General features: G+C 69.0%; 20 protein-coding genes. 3 read left to right on the top strand and 17 right to left on the bottom strand.

Annotated features, from left to right (window positions below; genetic code table 11):
• Window positions 1-321: 321 nt before the first annotated feature.
• From CBM2586_RS16935 to CBM2586_RS16925, 3 genes are all read right to left on the bottom strand, one after another.
• Entirely contained in the window at window positions 322-2,124 is a 1,803-nt protein-coding gene (locus tag CBM2586_RS16935; protein WP_240988372.1) for a serine aminopeptidase domain-containing protein, read from the bottom strand.
• A 118-nt stretch (window positions 2,125-2,242) separates the two neighbouring features.
• Entirely contained in the window at window positions 2,243-4,582 is a 2,340-nt protein-coding gene (locus CBM2586_RS16930) for a polysaccharide biosynthesis tyrosine autokinase (protein ID WP_115688813.1), read from the bottom strand.
• Window positions 4,583-4,693: 111 nt separating this feature from the next.
• Window positions 4,694-6,271, bottom strand: coding sequence for a mannose-1-phosphate guanylyltransferase/mannose-6-phosphate isomerase (locus CBM2586_RS16925; protein WP_115688811.1), 1,578 nt, complete (start codon window positions 6,269-6,271; stop codon window positions 4,694-4,696).
• 392 nt (window positions 6,272-6,663) lie between these two features.
• Here CBM2586_RS16925 and CBM2586_RS16920 point away from each other — a divergent pair, with 392 nt between their 5' ends.
• On the top strand, window positions 6,664-7,716 hold the full coding sequence (locus CBM2586_RS16920; protein ID WP_231942657.1) for a DUF1839 family protein: 1,053 nt from the start codon (window positions 6,664-6,666) through the stop codon (window positions 7,714-7,716).
• A gap of 67 nt (window positions 7,717-7,783) precedes the next feature.
• Here the strand turns inward: CBM2586_RS16920 and CBM2586_RS16915 are convergent, their stop codons facing one another.
• From CBM2586_RS16915 to CBM2586_RS16865, 11 genes are all read right to left on the bottom strand, one after another.
• The gene (locus CBM2586_RS16915; protein ID WP_012354880.1) at window positions 7,784-8,506 is read right to left on the bottom strand and encodes a Crp/Fnr family transcriptional regulator; all 723 of its coding nucleotides are present in this window, start codon (window positions 8,504-8,506) and stop codon (window positions 7,784-7,786) included.
• Window positions 8,507-8,984: 478 nt separating this feature from the next.
• Entirely contained in the window at window positions 8,985-11,600 is a 2,616-nt protein-coding gene (locus CBM2586_RS16910; protein WP_240987948.1) for a glycosyl hydrolase 2 galactose-binding domain-containing protein, read from the bottom strand.
• On the bottom strand, window positions 11,597-12,577 hold the full coding sequence (locus tag CBM2586_RS16905) for a DUF1839 family protein (protein WP_115665858.1): 981 nt from the start codon (window positions 12,575-12,577) through the stop codon (window positions 11,597-11,599). Before CBM2586_RS16905 ends, CBM2586_RS16910 begins: the two co-directional genes overlap by 4 nt.
• The gene (locus tag CBM2586_RS16900) at window positions 12,578-13,579 is read right to left on the bottom strand and encodes an amino acid--[acyl-carrier-protein] ligase (RefSeq protein ID WP_115688809.1); all 1,002 of its coding nucleotides are present in this window, start codon (window positions 13,577-13,579) and stop codon (window positions 12,578-12,580) included. It lies immediately after the preceding gene.
• A gap of 10 nt (window positions 13,580-13,589) precedes the next feature.
• Window positions 13,590-14,783 (bottom strand): acyl-CoA dehydrogenase family protein, encoded by a 1,194-nt coding sequence (locus tag CBM2586_RS16895; RefSeq protein ID WP_115665860.1) that lies wholly within the window; start codon window positions 14,781-14,783, stop codon window positions 13,590-13,592.
• Complete coding sequence (locus CBM2586_RS16890; RefSeq protein ID WP_115665861.1) at window positions 14,780-15,031, bottom strand: acyl carrier protein; 252 nt, start codon at window positions 15,029-15,031, stop codon at window positions 14,780-14,782. Before CBM2586_RS16890 ends, CBM2586_RS16895 begins: the two co-directional genes overlap by 4 nt.
• A gap of 110 nt (window positions 15,032-15,141) precedes the next feature.
• Window positions 15,142-16,545: an undecaprenyl-phosphate glucose phosphotransferase gene (locus CBM2586_RS16885; RefSeq protein ID WP_115665862.1), complete on the bottom strand. Its 1,404-nt coding sequence runs from the start codon at window positions 16,543-16,545 to the stop codon at window positions 15,142-15,144.
• 116 nt (window positions 16,546-16,661) lie between these two features.
• Complete coding sequence (locus CBM2586_RS16880; protein WP_115665863.1) at window positions 16,662-17,327, bottom strand: phosphatase PAP2 family protein; 666 nt, start codon at window positions 17,325-17,327, stop codon at window positions 16,662-16,664.
• Between the two features lie 504 nt (window positions 17,328-17,831).
• The gene (locus CBM2586_RS16875; protein ID WP_115665864.1) at window positions 17,832-18,146 is read right to left on the bottom strand and encodes a hypothetical protein; all 315 of its coding nucleotides are present in this window, start codon (window positions 18,144-18,146) and stop codon (window positions 17,832-17,834) included.
• A gap of 95 nt (window positions 18,147-18,241) precedes the next feature.
• Window positions 18,242-18,799, bottom strand: coding sequence for a response regulator transcription factor (locus CBM2586_RS16870; protein ID WP_115665865.1), 558 nt, complete (start codon window positions 18,797-18,799; stop codon window positions 18,242-18,244).
• 250 nt (window positions 18,800-19,049) lie between these two features.
• A complete protein-coding gene (locus tag CBM2586_RS16865; protein ID WP_115665866.1) occupies window positions 19,050-19,895 on the bottom strand; it encodes a helix-turn-helix transcriptional regulator in 846 nt (281 codons plus the stop codon).
• Between the two features lie 530 nt (window positions 19,896-20,425).
• Between CBM2586_RS16865 and CBM2586_RS16860 the strand changes: the two genes are divergently transcribed.
• Window positions 20,426-22,039, top strand: coding sequence for a phage integrase family protein (locus tag CBM2586_RS16860; protein WP_115688807.1), 1,614 nt, complete (start codon window positions 20,426-20,428; stop codon window positions 22,037-22,039).
• Between the two features lie 109 nt (window positions 22,040-22,148).
• On the opposite strand, the gene CBM2586_RS16855 is transcribed toward CBM2586_RS16860, so the two are convergent.
• Together CBM2586_RS16855 and CBM2586_RS16850 are read right to left on the bottom strand one after the other, a co-directional pair.
• Entirely contained in the window at window positions 22,149-23,165 is a 1,017-nt protein-coding gene (locus CBM2586_RS16855; protein ID WP_115665868.1) for a ParB/RepB/Spo0J family partition protein, read from the bottom strand.
• Between the two features lie 2 nt (window positions 23,166-23,167).
• Window positions 23,168-23,827 (bottom strand): AAA family ATPase, encoded by a 660-nt coding sequence (locus tag CBM2586_RS16850; RefSeq protein ID WP_012354867.1) that lies wholly within the window; start codon window positions 23,825-23,827, stop codon window positions 23,168-23,170.
• Between the two features lie 377 nt (window positions 23,828-24,204).
• Between CBM2586_RS16850 and CBM2586_RS16845 the strand changes: the two genes are divergently transcribed.
• On the top strand, window positions 24,205-24,408 hold the full coding sequence (locus CBM2586_RS16845; RefSeq protein WP_006159056.1) for a cold-shock protein: 204 nt from the start codon (window positions 24,205-24,207) through the stop codon (window positions 24,406-24,408).
• Window positions 24,409-24,522: 114 nt separating this feature from the next.
• Here the strand turns inward: CBM2586_RS16845 and CBM2586_RS16840 are convergent, their stop codons facing one another.
• Entirely contained in the window at window positions 24,523-25,617 is a 1,095-nt protein-coding gene (locus CBM2586_RS16840) for a replication protein RepA (protein WP_115665869.1), read from the bottom strand.
• Window positions 25,618-25,705 lie beyond the last annotated feature (88 nt).

The raw sequence follows: 25,705 nt of genomic DNA, 5'->3' as shown, positions 1-25,705 counted from the left end.
TTCAACCACCACTCCAACGCGCCTGCCACCGTGGTGCCCCCTGCGGCAGGCTGTCCCGCTCTGTGTGGAAGCCCAGCCCCGTACAAAAGCCCGGGCACACTACGATAAGACATGCCGCCCGCAGGGCAGTAAACGCGCTTTTTGGTTACTTTTTGGCTCGGCCAAAAAGTGGCCCGCCCAGGAGGGCGGAACCAGGCGGTTCAAACGCCGACAGCATGTCAACAACAGCGCCCACCCAAAGGGCCCAACACCAAATCTACCGCCGACACGCGACCGCATGGCAATAGCCCAACAGCCCCATCCGCCAATCCGCCCGAACCCTCAACAAACCTTAGCCGCCTGCGGCAACCCATCCCCCACCGCCTCCATCGCATCCAGTGTCGCCACGACATGCTTGACCACCTGGTCACAGAAAATCTGCCTCCCCTCTGCCAGAAACAACGCATGATCCATGCACCCGTGCCGATGCACAGTGATATGCGTGAACGCCGCCAGCGCTTCCAGATCTCTGCCAAACCGCAGCTGGGCCTCATCGAGGCCCATGTCCTCCGACCCATACAGCATGTCAGTCCGGATCCCACGCTCATTCAGGCTCCGCATCGCTGCCCGCGCGTAAGCGGTGGCTGATGCCAGATCTTCGCCACCGCGCAGCCGCGTCAAGCGGAACGCGGCGCGCTCGGTGGCGTGCCGGTACGCATGGCGCGCCATGGCCGCGGCGAGCGGGCCGATCCGCACCTCTCCGTGCAACACCCGTTGCCAGTTGCCGCTACGGCGCGCGGCCGAGAGCCAGCCCTGCCATGAGCGCGCGCCCTTGCCTGCGCTGCGGTCGTCGGCGCGGTCCCAGCGGAATTTCACCAGATTGGCCAGCACCAGGCCGTTCACGCCCGGATTGGCCAGCGCCGCGTGCAGGCTGAGGAAGGCGCCCGAGCACACCCCGGCCAGCACGATGCCGCGGAACCCGCGCGCGCGCATCCAGTCGACCGCGGCGCTCACGTCCGCGCGCGGCCCGGGCGAGTAGATCGCGGGAATGCTCATGGTGCGGGGCGTGCACGGGCTGTCGCCCAGCGCGGACACGTCCAGCCGCAGCGACACCACGCCCAGCCTTGCCAGCCGGCGCGACAGCGTGACGAACATGCGGCCATCGCCGACATGGTGGTTGCCGCCGGTATTCGGGAAGATCACCGCGACCGGCGCGGGCGCCGCGTCGCGCGGCAGGCACAGGATGCCGAACTGGCGCCGCGCGTCGAGCCAGACCGACTCTTCGACCACGCCATCGACGGCCACGCACAGCGACGCCGCGTGCAACGCGCCGTGCATGGACCAGCGTGCCGCCGGCAGCGCGGCCGGCATCCGCGCCAGCCACTGCACCAGTTGCCGCCAGGCCTGTGCCGGCACCCCGGCGAACTCGGCCGATTGCATCATGCCGGAGTATTCGGGGAAGGCGGCCACTTCGACCTGCACGCCGCCCTGCGCGTAGTGCTGCGCCAGCGCGCCGGTGGCCGAGGTGGCGCCGGGCCAGGGGTCGAGCAGCAGCACGCGCGGCGCGGGACAGCCCGTGCCGCGGTCCAGCCGCAGCGCCTCGAGTTCGCGCACGGTGTCGGCAGTAAAGCGGAAGGCCAGCACATCGAGCGCATCGGCCGGCGCCGCTGCCGGGGTCTCGGTCGGCCCGACGCTGTTCAGCCAGTTCAGATGCAGCGCGCGCAGCTCGCGCAGGTAGGCGCGGCCATTGACCACGGGCGCAAGCAGCACCAGCCCGGCCACGCCGCCCTGCCAGGCGGGATGCGAATGCATCGCCTCGGCGGCCTGTACCGCGAGGCTTGCGCCGGCGCGCAGCCCGCACAACACGATGCGCTCCACCCCGGTCAGCGCGCGCAACTGCGCGGCAGCGGCGACGATGCTGGAGGCGGCGCGCCCCAAGAAATGCGCCGCGTCGCAGGCCCCGGCCGAGTCGCCGGTGCACGGATAGTCGAAGCGCAGCACCGGCATGCCGGCCGCGGCGAGATCGTCGGCGAGATGCCGCCATGCCCGGTGCGACCACATGGCCTCATGGCCCAGCGGCGCGCACAGGACTACCCCGGTGGTTCCTTGTGCCTCGTGCAGCCAGCCGGCACAGCCTTCAAACATAAGCCGCCTCATGTCGCCTCCTGGCGAGCGGATGGCCAGCCGCCGAGCCGGGGGAGCCACACCCGCATTGGCACGCAGGAACGGGTACGCAGGGAGCGCTCGCCCGCTTCCGCGCCCCCTATTCTTTTTTCTCTTCGCGGTGCAGCGCGTGCCCGATCCGGCGCGAGATCGGGGCCGTCGCCGGCATGCCTAGGTAAGGATTGACGCTATGGAACTCGGCGCGGTTGCTGCGCTTGGCGATCACACAGTTGAGGATGCCGCCCAGCAGGCGCGCATCGGCCCGTTGCAGGCGCTTGAGCGTCTCATCGACCTGGCCGGGCAGGGTAGCGTCGGCACGCAGCACCACCAGCGTCGAACCAGCGAGGTTCGCGACCAGGCTGGCGTCGGCCACCGCCAGCACCGGCGGCGTGTCGATCAGCACCAGGTCGAAGCGGGCCGCGCACTGGCGCAGCGCTTCGGCCATGCCCGGGCGCATCAGCAGTTCGGAAGGATTCGGCGGCGGCAAACCCGCCGGCAGGATCGACAGGCCGTTGACCACCGTGGGCCGCACCGCGGCGGACAGCGGCACGCGCCCGGTCAGCAGTTCGGCCAGGCCGGATTCGGCGGGCTGGTCGAACCAGCTGGCGACGCGGCCGCGGCGCAGGTCGGCGTCGATCAGCAGCACGCGCTGGCCGGCTTCGGCGAACAGCACCGCCAGGTTCACCGACGCAAAGGTCTTGCCCGCGCCGGGTGCCGGGCTGGTGACGGCGATGACATGGTCCGGCGCGCTGCGCAGTGCGAAATGCACCGCGGCGCGGACATTGCGCAGCCCTTCCACCGCCAGCGAGTGCGGCGCGTTGCGCGCCAGCAGGAACTGGTCGTGCAGGCCCAGCCGCAGCATGCGCTCGGCGCTGTCATCCTCCAGCGCGGCCACGTCGATCACCGCGCTCGACGGCCGCGGCCGCTCCAGGCGCGCCGACGGCGGCGCGGCATAGCCCGCGGCCACGCCCAGCAGGGCCTTGGCCGAGACCATGCGCTCGAGCGCGGCCTGTTCGCGGCTGAAGGCAATGTCGCCCAGCATGGTGATGCCGAGCTTGTCCTCGGCGTCATTGGCGGTGGCCACGGTGGGCCGCACGCGCTGGCGCAGCGTCAGCGCCCCGGCCGCCAGCAGCATGCCCAGCACGCCGCCGCCCGCGGCCGGCGTCCACGGCCCCATGCCGACCGGCACGGTGGGCGTGAGCGCGTTGTCGACTATGCGCACCTGCCCGGTGCGGTCGAGCTGCGCCAGCGACAGCTGCTCGACCTTGTTGCGCAGCGTCATGTACATGTCCTCAGCCACCTTGACGTCGCGCGTCAGCGCCACGGATTCACGCTCGGACGCCGACAGGTTCTGCATGCGCGCGTCCATCTCCTGGCGCTCGCGCGTGAGCTGCAGGATCTGGCTGTCGACGGTGCGGACCTCGTTGGCTTCGGTGGTGAAGCGCTGCAGCAGCTTGGTGCGCTCCAGGCGCAGCAGCGCGATCTGGCGCTGGTATTCCATGCTGCCGTTCAGGTAGGACTGCACGTCCTGGCTCGGCGCCAGCGAGCCCGAGCGCGAGCGGTAGCGCGTCAGCGCGCTCTCGGCGCGTTCGAGCTCGGCCTTCACGCGCGGCAGTTCGCCCGACAGGAAGGCCAGCGTCGCGGCGGTGTCGTCCTGGCGCTGGTCGGCCTGGCCCTTGATATAGGAATCGGCGATGCCGTTGACCAGCGCCGCCGCGGTGGCGGGGTCGCGGTTCTGCCAGCTGATGCGCAGCGTGGTGGCGTCGCTCGATTCGCTGTCGACGCGCAGTTCCCGCGCGACGCCATCGACGGTCAGCGTCAGGTCGCGCCGCGTGACCAGGAAACGCGTGCCCGGGCGCGCCTCGATCCGTCCCACCAGCATCGAGATGCCACCGGCCTCGGCAACCTGGCCCGCGCGGCCCTCGAGCTGCGCCTCCGGCCCGCTCAGCCGGAAGCCGTTGTCGGGGAGGACCTCCAGCGTCAGCGGCACGTTGAGCAGGCGTGCCGGCACGTTCAGGCGCTCCACCGCCACCCGCTCGCCGCCCCACGCATAGCCCAGCTCCGCCGGCCACGGCCCGCGCAGCTTGCCGGGCTCGGCGAAGTGGTTGACCAGGCTGCCCAACAGCGGCGCGCGCAGCGGCCGGATCTCGATGTCCAGGTGCAGGCGCTCGACCACCGGGCCGACCACGGCACGGCTCTTCAGCATGCCCAGGTCGAGCTGCGGCTGGGCCATGCGGCCGGCGGCGTCGCGGGTCTGCAGTTGCACCAGCGACTTGGCGCGATACATGTCGGGGGTGGACAGCCAGGCCATCCAGCCAATGGCCGCGCCGGTCAGCCCGGCGGCGACGATCCAGCCCGCGTGGTCCAGCAGCATGCGCGCGTTCGCGCCGCTGCGTGGCGACACCTGGTCGGGTACCGGTACGGCTCCGGCAAATGACATTCTGCTCACGACTTCTCTCCCGCCACACGCTGCCTCACGCCAATCTCGCAGCCACCGGTGCGTGCCCGCGCGCCTGCCGGCGCCCGGGCGCATGCACTGGCCGCCGACCCCTTATTTGCGCCCGTAGTTGTCTTCGAACCTCACGATGTCGTCCTCGCCCAGGTAGGCGCCCGACTGCACCTCGATGATCTCTAGCGGAGTCTTGCCCGGGTTCTCGAGCCGGTGCAGGGTGCCGATGGGGATATAGGTCGACTGGTTTTCCGAAAGAATGCTGATGTTGTCGCCGCAGGTCACGCGCGCGGTGCCGCGCACCACCACCCAGTGCTCGGCGCGGTGGTAGTGCATCTGCAGCGACAGGCTGGCGCCGGGCTCGACCACGATGCGCTTGACCTGGAAGCGGTCGCCGCGATCGATCGAGTCGTAGCAGCCCCACGGCCGGCGCACCTTGCGATGGTTCACCACTTCATTGCCATGCTCGGAGCGGATGCGCTGGACGATGTTCTTCACGTCCTGCACGTGGGCCTTGTCCACCACCAGCACCGCGTCGGCGGTTTCCACCACCACCACGTCCTGCACGCCGACGCACGCGATCAGGCGGCCTTCGGAATGGGCCAGGCACGAACTGGCGCCGTCGAACAGCACGCGGCCGCGGCCGGCATTGCCGCTGGCGTCCTTGGGCGCGATATCCCAGATCGCCGCCCACGAGCCCACGTCGGACCAGCCCGCATCCAGCGGCACCAGCATGCCGGCCACATCCGGCAGGGTCTCGAGCTTCTCCATCACGGCGTAGTCGATCGAATCGGACGGGCAGGCGTTGAACGCTTCCTTGCCCAGGCACAGCACCTCGCCGGCGCAGGCGGCGTGTTCGCTCGCCGCATAGGCGGCGCGGCATTGGCGCGCCATCTCGGGCTGGAGCTCGGCCACCGCGCGCAGCCACACCGAGGCGCGCACCACGAAGATGCCGCTGTTCCACCAGAACTCGCCGGACTCGACATAGTGCTTGGCCAGCTCCAGGTGCGGCTTCTCGACGAAGCGGTCCAGCATGAAGGCGCCGTGGTCGGCGCTGCCGGCGGCGCGGATGTAGCCGAAGCCGGTTTCCGGCGCCACCGGCTTCACGCCCAGCGTGACGATGGCACCGTGGTCCGCATGCTGGATCGCCGTGGCGATGGCCTCGCGGAAGGACGCGACGTCGGCCACGCTGTGGTCGGCCGGCGTCACCACCAGCACCGCATCGGCACCCTCGCCCGCCGCCGCCAGCGCATGCAGCGCGGCCACCGTCAGCGCCGGCGCGGTATTGCGCCCGCACGGCTCGGACAGCACGCGCGCCGGCTTGCCGGCGCGCTTCATCATGTCGGTGATCATGAAGCGGTGCTCTTCACCGCAGACCACGATCTGCGCCGCCTCCATGCCGTCGGCGCGGCCCGCCAGCGCAGCCACGCCGGCGACGCGGTTGGCCGTGGCTTCCAGCAGCGTGTCTTCGGCAATCAGGTTCAGCAGCTGCTTGGGGAACTGCTCGCGCGACAGCGGCCACAGGCGCGTACCGGCGCCGCCGGCGAGGATCACGGGCTGCACCACCGGCAACGCGGCGCAATGCGCCGCCCTGTCGCCCAGCCCCTGCAGCGCTGCATGGATTTCGCCGTTGACCGGCGGCGGCGTCTGGTTTTCTTCCCGGGTCCGAATTCGCATCATGCCTCCTGGCTTGTCGGCTGTTCCAAGCGTCCCGCGCCTTGCGCCCGGCCCTGCCTGACCGCCGCGACGGTCCCGCAGAAACGGGTACGCCCGGCAGCGGTCCCTGACCGCCATGACGGGGATGCCAGCCAGTCTAGGCAGGCGTCCTGGCGCAATCTGTTCGATTCCGCACACGCTACTTGCGCCGCCGCGGCAGGCCGCGCGCACGCGTGCCGCTGTGGCCTGCGATCGCGCGCGCTCTGTTGGAGAACGCACCGATAGCCACGGCCGGCGGCGTTGCAATACAGTGGGCCGTGCGGGCGCAGCGCCTGCCATCGCGGCCCGGCGGCATGCGCGCACGGGGGAGGAACGACATGGAGCGGGCGGTGGCAACCACGGCAACGATCTCGCCAATGACAACGAGCACGGCAACCACGGCCACCGGCCGCGGCGGCTATCACTACACGCGCCAGCTGCCGTGCCACGTGGCCCGGCCGGTGCGGCGCTGGCTGCACGATGAAGCCTCGGTCTGGCAGGAGAGCAATTGCTACATGGACCTCTGGATCGAGCTGCTGTATGGCTGGGGGCTCGACCCGCGCGCGGCGCTGGCGTTCACCGTGGCGCAGGACTACGAGGGCGACCATTTCACCTTCTTCAAGTACCCGCCGGCGGACATCGAGCTGTTGTATGGCACGGTGGTGCAGGAGATGGCGGTCTATGACACGCTGGAGGCCCACCTGGTCGAACAGGTCGGGCGCGGCCATACCGTGCTGGTCGAGATGGACAGCTACTACCTGCCCGACACGCGTGCCACCGCCTACCGCCAGGCGCACGTGAAGACCACCGTCGCCATCGACCGGATCGACCCCGCGGCGCAGCGGCTGTGCTACTACCACAGCCTCGGCTACCACACCGCCGCCGACGACGACTACCGCGGCCTGCTGCGCCTGACGCCGGGGCTGCGCGACGGCAACATCCTGTTTCCGTACGCCGAGTGCGCCAAGCGCGTGCGTGCGCCGCTGCAGGACGCGGCCGCGGCCGACGCCGCCGCGGCGCTGATGCGCCACCACCTGGGCCGGCGCCCCGCGCTGAACCCGGTGGCGCGCTGGCGCGCCGACTTCGACCAGCACGTCGCGGTGATCCTGGCGCGCGGCGATGCCTACTTCCATCACTATGGCTTCAACCTGCCGCGCCAGCTGGGGGCGAACTTCGAGATGCTGCATCACTGCCTCGCTTGGTTCGGCGAGCATGGTTACGATGTGCCTGCGCGCGTCGCTCGGGCGGCCAACGGCATCGCCGCGGAAGGCAAGGTGCTGCAGTTCCGCCTGGCCCGGGCCATGGCGCGCGGCCGTCCGGACCGCTGCAGCGAGTGCCTGGATACCATGGAGAGCGCTTATGAAACGGTCATCGCCGGCCTGCTGTCGTCGTTCGGCGCCGCCGATCCCGCACAGCCGGCCCGCACCTGACGCCAACGGCAAGCGCCGCCGGCACCGCGGGCGCACGGCTGCTGCCGTGCCGCGCGCCCGTGGCGCTTCAGGCGTGGGCCAGCGCGGGCAGCAGGCGGTCGTATTCGCGCTTGACCAGCTTGTAGCATTCGCAGGAATGCTTCTCGAGCCCGCAATGATCGAGGATGGTGATATGGCCGCGGCTGTGGTGAATCAGCCCGAGGTTTTCCAGCTTGCCCGCCGCTTCGGTGACGCCTTCGCGGCGCACGCCGAGCATGTTGGCGATGACCTGCTGGGTGATGACCAGCTCGTTGGAGTTCATGCGGTCGCGCGCGAGCAGCAGCCAGCGGCACAGTTGCTTGTTCAGCGAGTGGTGGCGGTTGCATGCCGCGGTCTGCGCGATCTGCGTCAGCACCGCCTGCACATACAGCAGCGTGACGCGCTGCAGGGTCGGCAGGTAGGACAGCTCGGCGCGCAGCGCGCGCGCGGGAATGCGGTAGGCGAAGCCCGGGCTGCGCACTTCGACGCGGCTGGGCATGGTGTCGCCGCCCGTCACCACCGGAATGCCGACCAGGCCTTCATTGCCGACCGCGGCGAACTCGACCGTGGCACCGTCCTCGAGCAGCGACAGCAGCGACACCACCGACGTGGTCGGGAAATACACATGCACGATGCGCTGGCTGGTGTCGGTCAGCAGTTCGCCGGCACGCAGCCGCACCAGTTCAAAGTGGCGCGACAGCGTTTCCCATTCCTGCCGCGGCAGGGCATTGAGCAGATGATTGACATGCAGGTCCGACCGTTGCGTGATCATGCTGATTCTCCCCGTTGACCCGGGACCGGCACTGGGCCGCCGCTCGCGCGCTGGCTGCGTGGTGCAAAGCCCGGCTGTACCGCTCCACCCGTGACTGATGCTTACCGACTTGTTGACACCGCGTATGACTGACCGATGACGGCTGCGATCCGCTTTCCGTCCCGACGCGCAAGCCCCGCGGTGCGCTGTGTGCCTGCCTCGTCGTTTGACTGTATTAAGTGCTATGGCGCACTGAAGCGACAGTAGGCAGACGGTTGGTACTCGTTCATCCTTTGGTTGGTTGGTAGCAGGCCGGCGCGGCGCCTGCGGCTGGCGGCGAATGCAAGTGCCGGGGTGCCGCGATGCCGGCGTCGGGCCGGCACCGGGGCGGCGGCGGGCCGGCACCGACAGGCTGCCAGGCAAGGCATGACAAGGGAGGATGCGGCCCGCGGTGGGGCCTGGTGAGGCCTGTGCGCCGCCTATGCGCCGCCTGTATGCCCTATGCGCCCGGCGCGTCGTAACTGGCGGGCCGGTCGGCGTTGATGGCGTAGATCTCGCCCGAAGGGATGGCGCCGGCCGCGGCGGCCGGGCCGCCCTCATGCATCAGGCGGATGCGCCGCGTTTCACCGGGGCCCAGGTGGAACCAGTCCTGCTCCGGCAGGAAGACGTGATCCTCGATATGCACCCAGCGCGCGAAGCGGCGCGTACCGACGTGCAGCCACCACTGGCCCTGTACGCCTTCGACGCTGCCATGCAGCTCGGGCGCCGCCAGTGCGGCGGCGCTGCGGTCAGGCAGGTAGACCGCCTGGCTCAGCGGCGTGCCGGCGCTGTCGTCATCGGCATGCAGCGTGGCCAGCACCACGTCGTGGGCCGGCGGCCCGAAGCGGTAGGCGTAGGTGAAGTCGAAGAACTGGTCGAGCATCGCCGCCGCGGCGATCCGGCACGACTCGCGCGGATGCAGCCTCACCACCTGCTGCGCCTGCGCCGCCACCGTCTCGCCGTCGCGCAGGCAGCGCAGCGTCAGCAGCACCGTGCGCGGCTGCGCGGTTTCATTGATGACATGCACGTGCAGGCCGTTCAGGCCCTCGTCGGTCAGCAGCACCTGCAGCGGCTGCCACACCGCGCGCAAGGCATGCCAGGGCGACTTGGGGCGCCCGCACGCGTCGATAATGCCCCAGCCGGCACCGGGCAGCAGGTCCTGCAACAGCCACACCAGTCCGCCGGAGCAGCTCGAGCCCACGCGGCGCCACTCGCTGAAGACCTCGGTCATGACCTCGGCCACCACCGCGCGCGACAGCGCCAGGTAGCGCGCCGGCCGCTCATAGCGCAGGCGCGGCGGATCGACCTGGTACAGCTCGCGCAGGTAGAAGTCGCGAATATCCTCGAAGTCCCACGCCGCGCCGGCATCGCGCGGCACCCGCGCCTTCCAGCGCGGATCGTGCAGCGGCTGGGTCAGGCTGTGTTCCCGCAGCGTGCGCGCGCACGGCACGTTGGCAAAGGCCAGGCATTCGGAAGCAAAGCGCACGCGGGCCAGCCGCGCATCCGCCAGCGGGCGCTGGTAGGCGCCCACGCCGTAGTAATGCGTGACGCCGGTGTCGGGCTGGAACGGCCACGCGCCTTCGCTGGGCGAGTTGCGCACGTAGACCACGTCGGCACGGTGCGCGGCCACCAGGCCGGGAATCAGTGCGTCGAACAGCGGCTGGCGCCAGTCGCCGCGCGGCGTGCCCAGCATGGCCGCCTGCTGCTCGGCTTCGCTGCCGCCGCACAGCACCGCGATGGCCGGATGCGCGCGCGTCGACCGCAGCCACTGGCCGACTTCGCGCGCGGCATCGTCCATCAGGCCGCGCGACGCTTGCGCGTCCGCGCCGTAGTCGAAATTGGCGAACATGAAGTCCTGCCACACCAGCAGGCCGAGCGCGTCGCAGCCGCGGTAGAAGGCCTCGCCGGGGTAGCAGGTGACGCCGCTGACCCGCACCATGTTCATGCCCGCGTCGCGCGCCAGCCGCAGCCAGCGCCCCACGGCCTCGTCGCTGTCGGCCAGCCCGGGCAGGTCATGGCTGGAGAGGCAGGCGCCGCGGCAGAAGATGCGCTCGCCGTTGACGCGCAGGGCAAAGGCGCCGGGCTCACCGTCGCGGTCTTCCTCCACGGTGCGGAAGCCCACCTGCGCGCAATGCAGGGCCTGCGTGCCGATGCGGGCCTCGACCCGGTACAGGGCTGGCTCGCCATGCGTATGCGGCCACCACAGGCGGGCCTGGGGCACGCGCAGCGTGCCGGCCAGCACATGGGTGGAGGTGCGCGCCAGGCTGCCCCGGATCTCACTGTCGCCGTGCGCTGCAAGCCAGCACGCCTGCGCCGGCGCGGGCCCCGGGAAATGCAGCGCCAGCGCGATGATGCCGTCGCTGCCGTCCAGCCGCGTGCTGGCCTCGGCGCGCACGCCGTGCAACGGATCGGCGCTGGCCGGATCGAGCAATTCAATACTGCGCCACGGGCCGACCGCGTGGACCGGCGGACACCAGCCCGGCATATGGCCCAGCAGCGTGGTGCGGACCGCGCGCAGCGTAGGCGGCACGATCATGCGCGGCTTCCAGCGGACCTGGCCGCGCTGCGCGCGCAGCCACGGATGCAACGCGCGGAAGCACAGGTGCAGGGTGTTCTCGCCGGCCAGCTGCACCGCCACCTGGTGGGCGGCGAACATATGGCGCGTGGTCAGCACCAGCACCCCGTTGAGCCACACCTGGGCCAGCGTCGCCAGGCCGTTGCAGCGCAGCGTGCGCGCGCCGCTGCCGGCAAAGCGCACGCAGTACCAGTAGTCATGCCGGTGCAGCGGGGGCGGCGCAGCGTCGTCCCAGCGGCCCGCCGCACGCATCGCCGCGGCCACGGTGCCGGGGACGGGCGCGGGCAGCCAAGCCGCATCGGGCGCCAGCTCTGCCGGCGTTTGCGCCGCGCCCGCCAGCGTTTCCAGCCAGCGCCATTCGCCGCCCAGGGCGCACGGGCCCACGGCCACGCCGGGCGTCGGGTCGGTCGCGGCCGAGGCTACAGGGGCAGCGGCGGTGGTGGCGTTGGTCACTCCCGCGGACTGGCCTGGCACCAGTGCCGCCGGGTCGCGCGCGCTCATGCCACGCTCGCGCCGAAATGCGAGGCCAGGGCCGGCACCGTGCCCTGGTAGGCCTGCTCGAGCTGGTCCAGGCAGTCCTGGCAGGGATCGGACTTGCGGCTGATCACCGCGCGCATCAGCCGGAACTGCATCACCATGGCTTCGGAGGCCATGGTGTAGCAGGCCTCGCCGATGCAATCGGGCAGCGAGTGCCCGTGCAGCACCAGCCAGCGCAGGTAGCGGCCGAGCAGCTCGAAATTGACACCGAGCTGGCGCAGCACGCTCGCCGCGTAGACTTGGAAGTTGGGCTCGCCGCGCGCCATCAGGTGTTCGAGATGGCCCGGGAACGCCATGCGGAATACGCTGATCGGGTTGTGCTGCGGACGGCGCGACAGGTGATGGCGCAGCAGCTCCAGCGAGGTCCGCATCAGCGCGGCATCGGTCAGCGCGGCAAAGCGCCGCCGCGCCACCGAGGCATGCGGAAACGCCGCCACCTCGCCGTAGCCCACCGTCGCCGGACGGAAGATGGCGGCATAGTCCTCGCCGCTGGCGGTGTGGTAGCCATCGCCATGGAAGTAGCCGACCGCAGCCGCCTCGGGCACCAGCACATCAATGCCGATGCACGAGCGCATATGCTGGCGGCGATAGGTGCCGGCCGGCTGCGGCAGCTGGTAGCTGTCGACTTCCAGCAGCACCACGTTGCCGCGCGCGGTCTGGGTGGCCACATGCGCCTCGAGCCGGTCGTACATCGACAGCTCGTGCGTGACAATGCCGTACAGGCGTTCGAGGTCGTTGGCAGGGAATGCCGAGAACGTGAACTGGTCGCCCTCGAAGTCCTGCGCCACGGTGAACGGCAGTGCGGCAATGGGCTCGAGATCCCAGCCCTGCAGCAGCTCGACCCACAGGTCGATCTGCTGGTTCGCGTGGGACCAGACCGGATTGCCGCCATGCCAGGTGGAGCGGCCTGCGCGAACCCTGGCCCTGCCGTCGCCGTACATTTACCCCCCCCACAGCGTGTCGCGGACGGTTTGGGGCCAGCCTGCCGGATCCAGCCCGTGGTGGCGCAGCAGCGCCAGCGCCATGCGCTCGATGCCGATGCCGACGCAGCCCGTGTGCGCAGTGGCGCCGTCCGCGCTGCGCAGGTCCCACATGTGGCCGAAGTGGTCCATGTGGTAGTTGAAGCTCATGCACGCCGTGGGCGGCGCGCCGTCGTTGATGGGAATCAGCAGCTCGAACTTGAGCCTGAGCTCGCGCTGGCTTTCGGCGACGAGCTTGCCGCCGCGCCCGAAGAACGGATCATTGGCGACGTCGATCTCCACCGGCAGCTGCAGCGCCGTGCCCAGCTCCGGCACGCGCTCGAGCCACTGCTCGCGGAACGCGGCGATGCGCTGCGGCGTCCCCAGGCAGACATACTCGCGCTGGCGAAACAGCTGCATGCGGGTCGGCTCGAGCGAGGACTCATGGCGGAAGCAGTACGACATCACGTCGACCACCTTGCCGCCCTCGGGCAGCGGGCCGCGCCGCGCGATCACGGGATAGACCGGATAGCACGCGGCCGGGGTCAGCACCACGCCGGTCGGCTGCTGCTGATCGGTCCAGTCGTCCTTGGCTTCCAGGCGCGCCAGCAGGCGGCGGTGGCCCTTGTCGTCGCCGCAGAAGCTGTGGACGGTGCCCGCCAGCTGCGGAAAGCTCTTCAAGTAGCCGCTGGTCTCGAAATCCGCCTGGCCCATGGCCGGCGGGAAGTGCAGCGTTTCCGCGCCGAGGCCCTGCCCCAGCCGCGTCATGACGTTGTTCATGCCTTCGCAGATCGATTCGAAGGTGGTGTTGCGACCATACAGGCCGGGCACGCCGGTCGGGATCATCAGGCCCTCGGCCACCAGCTGCTCGAGGAACGTGGGGCCGGATGCGCGCGGCGCCGGCTTGCCGTGCCGCGAGGCGGCGTCGGGCTCGACCGCTGCGCCACCCTGGGCAGCGCCGTCGGTCAGGGTATGGAGGTCCATGCGATCTCCCTCAGGAACGATCGGCCAGCAACAGATTGGCCGTGTTGGTCAGGATGCGATCGTTGTTGATCATCAGCGGCGCCGACCAAAGATCGCGCAAGTGGCGGCCCAGGCTGAACGGCGTGCCATGCTTGTAGCCCGCCATGCCGCACACCAGCATGGCTTGCTGCACCGCCTCCAGCGCCAGCGTGGACACAGTGGTCTTGAGCCCGTTCATGCCCGCGGCCAGTGCGAACGCGCTCGCCACCGGCGGCTCGGCATGGCGCCGTTGCTCCAGCGCCAGCTCCAGCCGCCCTTCAATCAGCTGCAGCAGGCTGACCGCTTCGGCCACGCGCGGCGCCGACGGCGGCAGCGCGCCTGGCCGCGCCCGTGCCTGCCCCTGAAAGAAGGTCTTGGCGCGCGCCACCGCATCGCTGCAGATGCCGAGCCACAGCGCACTCCACAGGATGTGCGACACCGGCGTCATGGTGGCGTCGGCGATCTCGCCGAACGGCACCGGCAGCACCTGCGCCAGCGCGCCGGTGGCTTCGAGCCGGAAGCCGTTGCTGCAGGTGCCGCGCATGCCCAGCGTGTCCCACGCGTTCAGGCTTTGCAGCGAGTAGTCCGGCTTCAGCGCGCACACCAGCACCTGGTCCGATGGCGCGGCATCGGCATGGCGGCGCGACGTGATCAAAATGCCGTCGGCATGCGCGCCATACGAAATCGTCGGCGCCATCTTGAGCAGGTGGAAGCGTTCGTCGGCGACGTTGAGCGCGCAGCCGCTGCTGCGCAGCGCGCCGCCGATGGCTTCCTCGGACGTCGCCGAAGCCAGCAGCAGCTGCTCGTCGGCAATGCGCGCGAGCAGGCCCTGGTGCCAGGGGCTGCCGCTGCCGTGTTCGATCACGCAGGCCACCTGGATCTGGTGCATGGCGTAGATCATCCCGGTCGACGCGCACGCCGCGCCGAGCACGCGGCAGATTGCCGCCACCGTGTCCAGCGAAGCCCCGGCGCCGCCCTGCGCGGCCGGCACCATGGCACCGACCAGGCCGTGCTCGCGCAGGCTGTCGAAGGCTTCTTGCGGAAAGCGCGCGTCGCGGTCGACCGCGTCGGCATGGGCCTGCGCGACCGCAGCGGCGGCCCGGGCGGCGGCGAGCAGCGCCTCGGCTTGCGCGCACACGGCGCCCCCGCTGGAAGGCGCCAGCGCCATCCTGGCCACGGGGTTCATGCCGCCTCCTGCTGCCGCCGGATCTGCTCGACCGCGGTGGCCAGGGAATCGATGCTGCGGAACAGCTGGCGCGTCAGCATCTGGTCCGGGATCTCGATGTCGAAAGCGTTCTCGAGCGCGAGCATCACGTGCACGGTGGCCAGCGAGGACAGGCCGGCCGCATACAGGTCATCGCTGTCGGCCAGGTCGGCGAGCGGCACATCGAGCCGGGCAACTTCGCCCAGGATGCTGCGGATGGTTGCTTTCATGGAACGCCTCCGGTTTTTATGGGTGCGACCTATTGCACGCTTAACAGCCTGCGGCTTCGGTACGTTTGCGCACCAATCCGTGCGCCCCCCGGCACCGCCGCGGCTGTCCCTCAATACGCACTGGCGCCGGTCCAGCCGTGCAGCGCGGTGCGCAGGATGATCTGCAGGTCGAGCTGGAACGACCAATGCTGGATGTAGTAGATGTCGAACTCGATACGCCGGCGCATTTTCTCGACGGTATCGGTCTGGCCGCGCAGGCCGTTGATCTGGGCCCAGCCGGTGATGCCAGGCTTGACCCGGTGCCGCAGCATGTAGCGGTCGATCAGCTCCTTGTAGAGCTCGTTGTGCTCCATCGCATGGGGGCGCGGCCCCACCACCGACATCTCGCCGCGCAGCACATTGAAGAACTGCGGCAGCTCGTCCAGGCTGGTGCGGCGCAGGAAGGCGCCGACCCGGGTCACGCGCGCATCGCCGCGTACCGCCTGTGTCACGCCCACGTCGGCGTGCTGGCGCATGGTGCGAAACTTGAAGACATCGAACGGGCGCCCGTCCATGCCCAGTCGCCGCTGCCGGAACAGCACCGGCCCGGGCGACGACAGCTTCACCAGCACCGCCACCACCAGCAGCAGCGGCGCCAGCCCGACCAGCGCGGCCAGCGCGAAGGCGCGGTCGAAGCTGGCCTTGAGCAGGCCGGTGATGCCCGACACCGGCGGGCTGTTCAGGTCGATCACGGGGAGGCCGAGGAACTCGCTGAAGCGATGCCCGAGCAGCTCCACCGACATCACGTCGGGAATCCAGCGGATGTCGATCAGCTCGTTGCGGAACTGCCGCACCACGTCGTACAGGTCGCGGCACGCCACCATCGGCAGCGTCAGCCAGATCTCCCTGACGGCCTGGCTGCGCACGAACAGGTTGACCTCGTCCATGGTGCGCAGCGAGACCACGCCGTCGGGCACGGCGATCGGCTCCTCATGGTAGATGCCGACCACGCGGTAGCCCGCGGCGCGGATCTGGTCAACGCGCAGGTACATCTCGCGCCCCAGCGGCCCGTAGCCGAAGATCACCACGCGCTTGGCGTTGATGCCTTGCTCGCGCACATTGCCCAGCATGCGGAACATGACGGCACGCACCCCCGCCAGCGCCAACAGGCTGGAACCGAACCAGCCCAGCGACCAGACCCGCGACACCGCCGCGATCTGGTGCATCAGGAACGCCGCCATCAGCCCGACGATGAACACCGTGGTCCATGCCGCCAGCAGGCGCAGCACCAGCGCCGCACGGCTGCGGCCGCGCCAAGATTCGTAGATGCCGAACGCGGGAAACACCGCCGGCACCGCGATCGAGCACAGCGCGGCAAGGAAGCCGTGCACTGGCGCGGCGCCGCGAATGCCCTCCGGAAAGTACAGCGCACCCATCATCACCGCGCAGGCGCCTACCAGCACGGCGTCGGCCAGCCGGTACAACAAGTGCAGCGCCGTGTGGCGCTCTGCCGCAAAGGTCGAACTGGATGCCATGGCTGCCCACCGCGAATGCAATGCTCGATGGAGCGATGGTTGCCGAGCCGCCCGCCAGTGTCTGTTGGCGGGCGCACACAGCCCGTGGCGCGAAAATCGGCGCGGCGCGGTCGCGCTCAGCCGGGCCCGGTGCGCACCGCGGCGTGCACCGTGGCGTACCCGGGCAGGCGCCAGTGCATGGCCCATTCGCCGCGCTGGAAGGGTCGGTCGCGGCCGGACAGCAGCATGGCCAGTTGCTGGATCAGCGCGTGCGAGGCGCCCACGGTGCCGGCCATCGGCATCACCAGCGCGGAGGCCAGCACCACGCTCGCCAGCACCATCGCCAGCGGACCGTGCGGCGTGGTGCGCCGCAAGATGAACGGCAGGCTGACGCACAGGCCCACGCCCAGGCCGCCCGCCACCTCCGACACCGAGTGCGCATGCAGCGCCAGCCGCGACACCCCCACCAGCAACGCCAGGCCTACGCCCGCGGCGGCGGCCAGCCAGCCCAGGCGCCGCCACGCGGCCGGCACCGCCAGGTAGAGCAGCACCGGCAGCACCGACGCCGCCATCATCGCGTGGCCGGAGAAGCCGGTGAAGTTCAGCGCCGCACTGCCGATGCCCCAGCCCATGAACGCGAGCTTGGATGCCAGCACCAGCAGCGCGGCCGCGGCGAACGCCAGCACCCAGTGGCGCGCGCTGCCAGGCGCGCCGCGCCAGTACAGCCACAACGCCAGGAACACGGCGCAGGGCAGCAGGTAGGCGGATTCGCCGAACAGGGAAACGAGATGCCAGTGGCTCATGGGCGGGCGCAAGCAGTAAGCGTCAGGGTCTGGTGGCGCAGCGTAACACCGCGTCGCGCGTGGCGGCATCGGCCGCCTGGTCCAGCGCCGCACGCGCGTGCGGCCAGGCCCCGGCCTGCGCCGGTAAGGGTGCAGACAGGTTGAGAGTGCATGACTGCATTGGCCGTCTGGTGGATAGAGAGTCTTTGCGCAATTCGATATGTTCAATCGGGATCGCTGCCCTTGCATCACCGGGGCAGCGTTTTCAAAGCCCGCATGGTCCCCCGGTCGGCGGGCTTCTTTTTTTGCCGGCCGGGAAGGCATCGTCGCGACGGCGGCATCAAGCGCGCGATTGCGCCGCCCGCACAGCGACCCACCACTGCAGCCAACCACTGCGACCAACCACTGCGACCAACCACTGCGACCAACCAGGGCGGACAACACAATGCGGCCCGCACAAACGCACAGCGGCACCGGGCGCTCGCGCCGGGTGCCGCTGCACAACAGCTGCGCGTGCCTGCAGGTTCAGCTCACCAGTGACGGCGGCACGCGGTGCCGATGCTGCGCGATGATCAGTGCCCTGAGGCTCTCCACGCGCAGCAAGGCTTCGCGCTCGCCGGCCGCGCGCGCGGCATCGGCGGCGGCCAGCTCGCAATCGAACTGGCGCCCGTGCAGTTCTCCCCGATAGAGCAGCGGCTCATCGCTGCCGGCAGCGCCATCCGCGCCGCAACCTTCGCCGCGATGGGCGGCGAGCCTGATCTCGAAGCAGCACGCCCACTTTCCCCGGCCCTCGCGCACCGCAAAGCCGCGCACGACGAGGAACTCCAGTCCGGCCTCCATACGACCCCCTTCTCCCCGGGACGGCCAGCCTGCAAATGAGGGCCAGCTTCTGCCTCCGGGCGAATCAAGCATAGGCCATCAGCAATATTGCGCCCTCATCCGGTGGTTGTAGGAGGGGTCGCACAAAGGAGGGAGGGCGCTGGCGCACAGGTCGCGCCCAGCGACAGCGCCATGCGCGGGAAACACTGGCCGCCGGCCCACACCAGCGCGGTGGCCGCGCACACCAGGTCCATCGCCGCGGGCAACGCCAGGCAGCCGCTGGCGCCGAGCAGCGCGGCATGCACGATCAGCGCGGGCTCGAGGCGATCCGACAAGACCAGCCAGCGCCGCGGCGCCAGGCGCGCGTGCAACTGGTCCAGCCATGCGCGCGGATCGCCGTCGAGGCCGCTGCAATCGATCACGGCAATATCCGCGGGATCCGGCGGCAGTTGCGCGGCAGCCTCGGCGCCGGCGTGCGCAGGCGTGTCGCCCGCGACGGTCTGAAGCTCCTGCGTTGCGGTTTGCGTCGGCGCAGCCGATGCCGGGGCCTGCGCCGAGGTTTGCAGCCATTGCGGCGTGCGGCAGTTGATCGGCTTGGGCAGGTCCAGGGCGTGCAGGCGTCGGGCCAGCACCCGGCACATCATTTCATTGCTGGCGATCAGGTAGGTCGGCATTGACTCGGTCCGGCGGCAACCCGGGCGGCCATGGCAGTGGCCGCGCGGTCGGTTCCGGGCGGCGGGGCGGCCCGGCGGGGAAGGCATCGCGCCAGCGCCAACTCGCCGGCGTCGGTCTGTGCGGATCTCTTCCCTCAGAAGGTAGCAAGCCGCCGCCACCCCTGCCTCATGCTTTTGGCGGAGCGTGGCGCAGCAGAAGGATGAGCCACGAGGGCGCCCGCGACCAGCATCGCCGTCGCGGGCAAGCGGCTCAGGCCGCCTGGCCTACCGGCACCGGCACACGCGCCGGCGGTGCCGCCGGGTCCGGTCCCGCCCAGTTGAGCGTGGCACCCCTTTGCAGGGCCACGTAGACCGCTTCGCCCTTGTTGCGCACATGCAGGCGCTGATACAAGGTGCAGGCATGCGTCTTGGCCGTGGCGATCGAGATGTTCAGCATGCGGCTGACGGTCTTGATCGGATAGCCCCGCGCCAGCAATGCCAGCACTTCGTACTGGCGCTCGGTGATGTTGAGCAGGTGCGCGCCGGCCGATGGCGTTTCGTACGCACTGGCGTGCGCGGCGAACTGGCGTTGCACCGCCGGCACCGCGTTGTCGTGGCCGGCATCGTCCGCGCCGGGGCGCAGCGCCACCACCCGGGCATCGCCCGGGGCCGCCGGCGCCAGGCGCGCCGCGACGGCATCCGTGCCGGCGTGCCGGCCCGGCAACGGCTGGCTCGACGCCGGGAAGCATTCGCCGCCGGCCAGCACCAGCCGCACCGCCGCATCCAGCGCGTCGGCGCTGCAATGCTTCGGCACGCAGCCGCGCACCGGCTCCGGCAGTCCGGCCTCGGGCAGCGCCGGCATCGCCGGCTCGCTCAGGACCAGCACTCGCTGTGGCCGCAGCCGCTGGCACAACTGCTCCAGCAGGGACCAGCCGCTGGCGTGGTCGGCCGGCAGTCCGTAGACCATCAGGTCGGCATCGTTGAGCCACAGGTCGGAATCGATGGGCGCCAGCGGATCGATGTCCAGCAGGTCGCCGTCGAGGTGTGCTTGGGCCAGCAGGTGGCGCAGACCCAGGCGCAGGAGGGGGTGAGGCTCGATCAAGAGGATGGTGGCCATGGCCGCTCTCTTATTATTGCGGCAAGCCCGGACCCCGCGAAAATCCGTGCTTGCTTGTCGGACGTGCCCCGCTATCCTGCGGTTGCACCTCCATACGATCCGCCATTGCTCCGGGGACGCCGCGCAGCCTACCCGTCTGACTGCAAGGTCGCCCTTACCCTGGAGATACCGGATCGCCCCGGTGTGCGTGTGAAACGCTTATGTTGCAAGAGCCTTAGATTCGGCTGAAATCTGATCTAAGTATTTATAACTCCTGAACTGCAGCATATGAAACGCGCCCCGCGAATGCAAGGTAATGGTGCGCTGCAGCGGGTAATCCCCAACCGGCGCTTTGCGCCGCCGCTTGCCCGGTCTCATGCCGGCTGATTGCAGCCTACGGATGAGACCGTGCCGGCGGGCCTGTGCATTCTGCGCCATTGCGCATAAAATTATCGGCATTGCATTTTGCTATGCATTTCGGGCCGGACGATTTCTGCCTCCGCCGGAGTGCCTTATAAATCAATAAGTTAGCGATACTGCGCAAGCTACCGATGATTCCTGCCGCCCCCTCTGTCAGCCTCACTCGCAGCGAGTTCGCCGCCGTGCGTGCCTATGTCCAGGGCATGCCGGCCGCAATGGTGGTCCCCCGCTATCTCTCCGACGACACGGACGACGATGACGCCGGGGCCGAGTCGGCGCTGCGCATCCTGCTGGGCTTGCGCGACCGCATGGTCCAGCTCGCCCACCTGCACGGCCGCGCGGACCTGGCCGAGTTGCTGCTGGCCGGCCCCGGGCGTTCGAACCGGGGCATGGACCGCCGGGTGGAGGCCCTCGGTGAGCTAGAACGGCTCGGCATGGCAGCTCCCCAGGCCCAGCACAGTGTGGAGTTGTGGTTTGCTCCGGCGCTGGCGCGGCGCCTGCGCAATGCCGAAATTGTGACCCTTAAAGCTCTTTTGGATCTCGCCAATCTGCGCGGCACGGCCTGGTGGCGGGCCGTGCCGCGCATTGGCGCGCTTGCCGGCACGGCCATCAACCGCTGGCTCGGCGAGCACCGCACGGTCTTCAAGGGCGCGGATGGCGCGCCGCTGCTGCACGCGCACGTCGGCAACCGCGCGCCGCTGCAACCGTTGGCACTGGGTCCGGCGCTGCCACAGCCATTGCCGCTCGAGTTGATCGACGAAGCGCCCGGGGCGGGCGGCACTACCGCCCCGGGCGACGATGCCTGTCCGTACCGCCACGGCGTAACCGTCGTCAAGGCGTGGCTGCGCCATAGCACTGGAGGCCACCGCAGCACCTTTGCCGCGTATCGCAAGGAGGCCGAGCGGCTGTTGCTGTGGGGGGCGCTGGAGCGCGGCAAGGCACTGTCGCAACTGGACCTGGGCGACCGCGAGGCCTACCTGGCGTTCCTGTCGAGGCCGGAACCCGCCAGCCGATGGTGCGGACCACGCGCACCGCGCCACCAGGCCGCATGGCGGCCGCTGACCGGCGCGCTGAGTCCGGCCAGCCAGCGCCACAGCTTGCGCGTGCTGGCTGCCTTGTTCCGATGGATGCACGATAACGGCTACCCGTGCGCGGCGCGCTGGCCCGCGCAGACCGCAGCCGAAATGGCTGCGACACCGGCAACGACGGGCGCGACGCCGCCCCCCCGCGCGCCGCTGCCGCACGACAGCGTCGCCGCCTTCCTGTCATGGCTGGCGTCGCAAGCCGAGGCCAGCGACGGGCAGCGCTACCGCGCCGCGCTCGCCGCCATCCTGCTGTTGCGCGAGCAAGCGCTCAGCCTCGATCGGTTGTCATCGGCGACGCGGCGATCGCTGTCCTTGGCCGGGCCCGCAGGCGGCACGGCCGTCGACTCGGGAACCCTCGGCAATCGTGGGGACGCGCCCGGCCCGCGAGGCGGCCTTGCGCCCGCGACACAGTTGGCGCTGGCGCGCCACTGGCATGACCGCGACCTGCAATGGGATGGCCCGGGCATGGAAGACGTCTGCCTGATCGGGCCGGCGACGGCGCCGCCCACCGGGCGTGCCCGCCGCAAGCGCGCGGTGCAGCCGCTGGGCGGCTATTCGGTGCGGGGCCTGCATGCCCTGCTTGCGGCGACCCTGGCGCGCTATCGGGAACGCTGCGATCCGGCATTCGCGGCACGGTCGCCGCGCGATCTGATCGCCTGAAAAACAATGAGGGGCAGTGTCGCCACTGCCCCCCTAATTTGTCCCGCCTGGCATCTCGGCGCCCCCGTCAGCGGCGAGCCGAACACCGGTGATCGCTGGTCTCAGCGTTTCAAAGCAATGTCTTGTCGAGTCCGAAGCGAGACTTCAGGGCTTCAACCAGTGCCTCGCGCGCACTGCGGTCGGTCAGTTGCACGTCCAGCATCACGCGTCCGGAATCCCATTCCTTGATGGTGCCTAGCAGCTGGCCGCTGTCGGTGCGGATCTTGTACTGGCGGCTGATCTCCTTGACCTTGCGCGCCTTGCCTTCCTGCGCCTGCTTGCGGATCGCCTCGACCTCGCGGCTGGACAGCCCATCGTGGATGATCCGCCCTGCCAGCTCGCGGGTGCGCTCTTCGCCCGCCAGCTTGAAGTAGAGCGTCAGTTCATAGCCGGCGGCGATGCCGATTGCGCTCGGGCATTCGCGCATCACGCCCAGTACCGACTCCGGCAGGCGCAGCAACGCAAGGGTCTTGTTCACGGTGCCTGCGGAAATGCCGGTCAGCTCGCAGATTTCCTCTTCCTTCTGGACCTTGCCTTCGTCGAGCAGCTGGCGCCAGGCAATGGCATTGTCGAGCGCGGACTGGTCCGAGCGCTGCTCGTTGAGCATGAACGACAGCCGGTAGAAATCCAGGTCGCTCAGGTCGCTCTCGACAAAACACTCCATCTCGAGCTTGCCGGCGGATGCCAGGGCGCGCTTGCGGTAATGGCCATCGATCAGGATGTAGTGGCCCGGGCGCTCCGGATCTGGCGCCGCCAGGCCAGGGGTCTTCTGGCCATGCGTGGCGATCGACGCGGCACGCTCCTGCACCACCGCAGGATCGTAGATACGGCGCGCATTCAGCGGGTTGTCATGCAGCTGCGCCAGCGGAATCCGGATCAGTTGCCGCCCCGCGGCGACGTCGTCGAGACTTTCAGCGCTGAAACCGGGCGACGTTTCTGCCGCCGCCCTGCCCTGCAGCAGGCCGTTGGGGTGCTGGGAAATGGCCGCTTCCGCCCGCGCGAAGCGGTCCATCGTATCGTTACGGCTCTTCTCGGCCGCCATGCCGGCGAGCATGCCGGCTTTCAGGCTTTTTAGTTTGGTAGCCATGCCTATTGCTCAATCAAAGACAACACTTCATCGACCATCATGTCGACCTCCTGCACTGCCTCGCGCGCACCGGCCACGCCATGGACAGTGCAGCCGATCGCCTGGCATTCGCGGAACGCCGAACGCGAACCGATCATCGAATTCAACAGCGGGACGTCGCCATCATCACCAAGGATTTCAATCGCCTGGCGGGCAATCGACACCCGGCGCTGGACCATATTCGCCATGACCCGGATCAGCAGCGATTCATTCTGTACCTGGGCGTGCTGGGCCAGCGTCTTGGCTGCCACCGCCGCCCACAGGTCTGGCGGGGACGGCACGACGGGAATGATCGCGAGGTCGGAGATCAACAACGCGCTGGACGGCGCCGCTGAATGGACTGCCGGCGGGCAGTCCACAACGATGTAGTCATAATCCTGGACGAATTTGCGGACCTCACGATGCATGGCCCCTCCGGATGGCGCCAGCCCGATGACCGAGGCCGGGAATGGCCGCTCGTCGCTGGCCTGGGCCGCCCATCGGGTAGCGGTACCTTGCTCGTCCATGTCGACCAGCATCGAGCGCGCCCCGCGCAGGCCCAGCGTGCCGGCCAGGTGCATGCTGACCGTCGTCTTGCCGCAACCGCCTTTCTGGTTGAAGACCGTAATGATTTTGGCTGGCACTGCGACCTCTCTTTCAGCGCTGAAAGCGCGGTTGATTCTTAAGGCGCAACTGTAGCCAAAACCAGGTGACGTATCAACCTTTTCCCAATTTAACAAATATTGTGTTTCGAGCCAGTGGTTACGGGACTGCCATTTAGACGGGTGAATTTGGGCAAGTCAGTAAAATTGCTTGAAAAGCAGACCGGAATGTGCCTAAAGTATCTGTAGTGCGCATTACGCCGCACATGACACCGTAATCCAAAGTGGTTATGATGCGCGCTACAGTCGAGTCAAGTCGTGTCACCTCGTCGGCTTCCGTTCGGTATCTACGAGAACTCAACGTGCTTGAACGGTTGTTTGCGTTGTGTACAAGAACTTGCTTCGAAAAGGAAATTCCTATGGCAACCGGTACGGTCAAGTGGTTCAACGAGACCAAGGGCTTTGGCTTCATTACCCCGGACGACGGTGGTGCAGATCTGTTCGCGCACTTCTCCGAAATCCAGGGCTCGGGCTTCAAGACTCTGAAGGACGGGCAGCGCGTGACGTTTGAAGTCAAGCAAGGCCCGAAGGGCTTGCAGGCTTCGGCAATCAAGCCGGCCTGATCCAGCCTCGGCTGACCCCTCACCCGCCGCGACGCGTTCGCAGCGGGCAACAAAAAAGGCAAGCGCGGAGCGCTTGCCTTTTTTGCGTCCGGGCCTGCCCGCCCGTAGTGCGCGTCAGCCCAGCTTGCGCACGCTGGTGCGCGACGGCTGCAGGATCAGCGCCTTGGACGAATCCGCGTCCACCTTGGCACCCGGATAGACCACCAGCACGTCTTTCAGCGCCTTGCGGAACAATGCGCGGAACTTGCGTTCGCTTTCGGTTTCCGTGCCGAACTGCATCTGCAGCGCTTCCCAGGGGATCTCGGTGCGGCGCTGAATCGTAAAGAAACGGTAGGTCAGCCACGAATACACGTCGAGCGCGAACGGTGACTGCTTGAGGGCCTTCAGCGCACGCATGTCCACCGGTACTGGCCGGTTCACCAGTTCGTTGAAGAACGGCTCGGACAGCACCACGAAACTCTCGAACATCGAGCCCTGGCCGGGCTGCATCGGATCCCACCAGGTCGACAGTTGATCGGCCAGCAGGTATCCCACGCGATCGATCGACAGCGGCTCGTGGTTCGGATTCTGGTTCTGGCTCGGCGTCGACTTGTTCTGCACGATCGCGATGGTCGCCGAGAACAGGCGGATCATCTGCTGGCGAACCAGCGTCATGGTGCCGCGCTTGCCCCCGGTGGCCATCGGAATGCCGAGGTTGTACATGAACTCCGACAGCGAATTGCCAAGCGAAATACGCCGGTCTTCCACCGTGCCAGTGAATTCCCCGCGCTTTTTCTTCGCCATGATCTCCTTGCCGATCCAGGCCAGCATCAGGCGCGGATAGGAGCCATACGGGTACCCCAGCGATACGGTCTCCGACACCAGCTTCTGGCGGCCGTTGGCGGCGCGCTCGGAGCGCTGCTGCGTGAAATAGCCCGGCTGGATCATCAGCGAAATATTGCCGCTGGTGCGGGTCCAGACCGGGGGCGCGCCCTTGGGCGCGCGATATGGCAGCGTGACCTGCACGCTGGCGCGGCTGAGGAAGCCGACTTCGCCGCTTTGCCAGGCGTCTTCGCGCTCCATGGCCTGCGCTTCGTCGAACAGGCGCTGGAATTTCTCGGACGGAACCAGGATGTTCTCGTTGCCGGGAACAATGATGCGGGAGGGTTCGGCGTCCAGATCGAGGACGCTTCGATCCCCCGTGGCGGCCGGGGAGCGTTTGATGGGCATAGTGGCTGGCTTCGGATTACCCGCCTTTGTACTCGAAGCCGCAAAGCTTGTCACGCAGAAACAGGTACACAAGCCACCGCATTGCTAG

Source organism: Cupriavidus taiwanensis (genome assembly GCF_900250115.1).
In the GTDB taxonomy this organism is placed as follows: Bacteria; Pseudomonadota; Gammaproteobacteria; order Burkholderiales; family Burkholderiaceae; genus Cupriavidus; species Cupriavidus taiwanensis_B.
The sequence above is the reverse complement of the archived record's forward strand: the minus strand, read 5'-3'. Positions and strand labels throughout refer to the sequence as shown.

What these genes read in the sequence shown, in the direction of transcription:
- CBM2586_RS16880 (WP_115665863.1), bottom strand. Translation starts at nt 17,327, where the DNA reads ATGAGCCACTGGCATCTCGTTTCCCTGTTCGGCGAATCCGCCTACCTG.
- CBM2586_RS16890 (WP_115665861.1), bottom strand. Translation starts at nt 15,031, where the DNA reads ATGAAAGCAACCATCCGCAGCATCCTGGGCGAAGTTGCCCGGCTCGAT.
- CBM2586_RS16900 (WP_115688809.1), bottom strand. Translation starts at nt 13,579, where the DNA reads ATGGACCTCCATACCCTGACCGACGGCGCTGCCCAGGGTGGCGCAGCG.
- CBM2586_RS16840 (WP_115665869.1), bottom strand. Translation starts at nt 25,617, where the DNA reads ATGCCCATCAAACGCTCCCCGGCCGCCACGGGGGATCGAAGCGTCCTC.
- CBM2586_RS16930 (WP_115688813.1), bottom strand. Translation starts at nt 4,582, where the DNA reads ATGTCATTTGCCGGAGCCGTACCGGTACCCGACCAGGTGTCGCCACGC.
- CBM2586_RS16855 (WP_115665868.1), bottom strand. Translation starts at nt 23,165, where the DNA reads ATGGCTACCAAACTAAAAAGCCTGAAAGCCGGCATGCTCGCCGGCATG.
- CBM2586_RS16895 (WP_115665860.1), bottom strand. Translation starts at nt 14,783, where the DNA reads ATGAACCCCGTGGCCAGGATGGCGCTGGCGCCTTCCAGCGGGGGCGCC.
- CBM2586_RS16885 (WP_115665862.1), bottom strand. Translation starts at nt 16,545, where the DNA reads ATGGCATCCAGTTCGACCTTTGCGGCAGAGCGCCACACGGCGCTGCAC.
- CBM2586_RS16845 (WP_006159056.1), top strand. Translation starts at nt 24,205, where the DNA reads ATGGCAACCGGTACGGTCAAGTGGTTCAACGAGACCAAGGGCTTTGGC.
- CBM2586_RS16915 (WP_012354880.1), bottom strand. Translation starts at nt 8,506, where the DNA reads ATGATCACGCAACGGTCGGACCTGCATGTCAATCATCTGCTCAATGCC.
- CBM2586_RS16905 (WP_115665858.1), bottom strand. Translation starts at nt 12,577, where the DNA reads ATGTACGGCGACGGCAGGGCCAGGGTTCGCGCAGGCCGCTCCACCTGG.
- CBM2586_RS16860 (WP_115688807.1), top strand. Translation starts at nt 20,426, where the DNA reads ATGATTCCTGCCGCCCCCTCTGTCAGCCTCACTCGCAGCGAGTTCGCC.
- CBM2586_RS16910 (WP_240987948.1), bottom strand. Translation starts at nt 11,600, where the DNA reads ATGAGCGCGCGCGACCCGGCGGCACTGGTGCCAGGCCAGTCCGCGGGA.
- CBM2586_RS16865 (WP_115665866.1), bottom strand. Translation starts at nt 19,895, where the DNA reads ATGGCCACCATCCTCTTGATCGAGCCTCACCCCCTCCTGCGCCTGGGT.
- CBM2586_RS16935 (WP_240988372.1), bottom strand. Translation starts at nt 2,124, where the DNA reads ATGTTTGAAGGCTGTGCCGGCTGGCTGCACGAGGCACAAGGAACCACC.
- CBM2586_RS16870 (WP_115665865.1), bottom strand. Translation starts at nt 18,799, where the DNA reads ATGCCGACCTACCTGATCGCCAGCAATGAAATGATGTGCCGGGTGCTG.
- CBM2586_RS16925 (WP_115688811.1), bottom strand. Translation starts at nt 6,271, where the DNA reads ATGATGCGAATTCGGACCCGGGAAGAAAACCAGACGCCGCCGCCGGTC.
- CBM2586_RS16920 (WP_231942657.1), top strand. Translation starts at nt 6,664, where the DNA reads ATGACAACGAGCACGGCAACCACGGCCACCGGCCGCGGCGGCTATCAC.
- CBM2586_RS16875 (WP_115665864.1), bottom strand. Translation starts at nt 18,146, where the DNA reads ATGGAGGCCGGACTGGAGTTCCTCGTCGTGCGCGGCTTTGCGGTGCGC.